Origin of the sequence: Streptomyces sp. NPDC001744, assembly GCF_042892575.1 — a bacterium.
Classification (GTDB): domain Bacteria; phylum Actinomycetota; class Actinomycetes; order Streptomycetales; family Streptomycetaceae; genus Streptomyces.
Genome location: NZ_JBIAUG010000053.1, coordinates 1 through 1,560 on the forward strand (window position 1 = coordinate 1; position 1,560 = coordinate 1,560).

Annotated in this window: 2 protein-coding genes; one reads left to right on the forward strand and one right to left on the reverse strand. The window is 65.7% G+C overall.

Going from position 1 to position 1,560, the window contains the following annotated elements; translation table 11 throughout:
• The first annotated feature begins 56 nt into the window (after positions 1–56).
• Positions 57–938, forward strand: coding sequence for an IS5 family transposase (locus tag ACFYZY_RS29990; RefSeq protein ID WP_388700407.1), 882 nt, complete (start codon positions 57–59; stop codon positions 936–938).
• 40 nt (positions 939–978) lie between these two features.
• Here the strand turns inward: ACFYZY_RS29990 and ACFYZY_RS29995 are convergent, their stop codons facing one another.
• Positions 979–1,500, reverse strand: coding sequence for a hypothetical protein (locus ACFYZY_RS29995; RefSeq protein ID WP_388700410.1), 522 nt, complete (start codon positions 1,498–1,500; stop codon positions 979–981).
• Between the last annotated feature and the right edge of the window lie 60 nt (positions 1,501–1,560).

Sequence of the window (1,560 nt, forward strand, 5' to 3'; positions counted from 1 at the left end):
TAGGGCGTGTCCGACGGGTCGAGTGACTCGCCGAGGGGTGAATCGTTCCGCTTGGTGTGGGGCGTGGTGATCTCTCCGATGCCGAGTGGGCTCAGCTGGAACCGCACCTGCCGACGAACGTCGGACGAGGTGGGCGCTGGCACTGCCACCGGCGCGTGATCAATGGAATTCTCTTCCGGCTGCGGACCGGCCTGCCGTGGCGGGACCTGCCACCTCACTTCGGGAAGTGGCAGACGGTCTATGACCGGCATCGCAGGTGGTCAGCCGATGGCACGTGGGAGAGGATCTTGCGCGCTGTCCTCACCGCTGCTGACGCCGCGGGCCGGATCGACTGGAGTGTGGTGAGCGTGGATTCCACGGTGAGCCGGGTCCATCAGCACGCCGCCGGGGCTCGTCGCCGGCCAGCCCGCGTGCCGGGGCGACGCCGCTGCCCCGCAGAGCATCGGTCCGACGAGGCGGTCGGCCGCTCGCGGGGTGGCTTGACGACGAAGATTCACTTGGCCAGTGACGGGAGCCGACGTCCGCTGTCAGTTCTGATAACCCCAGGACAGTGGGGTGACGCTCCGCAGTTGATCACGGTCTTGGACCGCATCCGCGTTCCGCGTCCAGCCGGTGGCCGTCCACGGACGAGACCGGACCACGTGTGCGGGGACAAGGCATACAGCTCGCGTCGAAACCGTCAGTACCTGCGACGACGCCAGATCCAGCACACGATCCCCGAGCGTCGAGACCAACGAGCCAACCGCCGGCGACGTGGGAGCCGAGGAGGTCGTCCCACTGCTTTCGACCGGGCCCGGTATGCCCGCAGGAACGAGGTCGAGCGGTGCATCAACGCGCTCAAGGGATCCAGGGCCGTGGCGACTCGGTACGACAAAAGAGCCTACGTATTCCACGGCACGGTGACTCTGGCCGCGCTTCGCCTGTGGCTCCGCCCCTGACCTCTCAAATGCCCTTCCCGTAGCAGCCATGCCGGTCAACTCAGTCGTCGGCCGCGACGAGGAGAGTGATCCGTCCAGCTGAGCGGTCAATGAGCACGAACTCGTGGAAGTGCTCGTGCACACGCCCCCAGTCGTGAATGGACTCATCCCCCAGCCCGCTCAGATAGTAGATGTGGTCAGCCACCGCCAGGCGGTCGAACGCCTCCTGCTGCAGATCCGCCTCCAGCTCGGCGGGCACCTCCCCGAACTGGTTCACCCACCCCCACAGGATGTCCGCGCTTCTCTCCCGGCTGACGGCTTCGTAGACGTCGGGGGTGACCAGCCTCAGCCAATACGGGCCGTGCCTGGATCCCCCCGACAGGACTCCGCCGCCCGCGTAGTCGTCCCGGAACTGTTCATGACCGATGAGCGCCACGAGCAGTTCCTGAGCTCCGCCGGACTCAGCCAGGAACCGCAGATGCTTGAGGTCGACCCACCTGTAACCGTGTGACTTCGGATCTTGGAACTCGTAGTTCCGGAAATTGATGAGGGCACTGGCCTCATGGGTGAGCTGGTTCTCCATAGGGCCACAGCTTAGAAGTCGAGCAACGTCACTCTACGGACCCATCAGACAGGCCCTAGG

Coding starts and splice junctions, on each gene's coding strand:
- ACFYZY_RS29995 (WP_388700410.1), bottom strand. CDS start 1,500: ATGGAGAACCAGCTCACCCATGAGGCCAGTGCCCTCATCAATTTCCGG.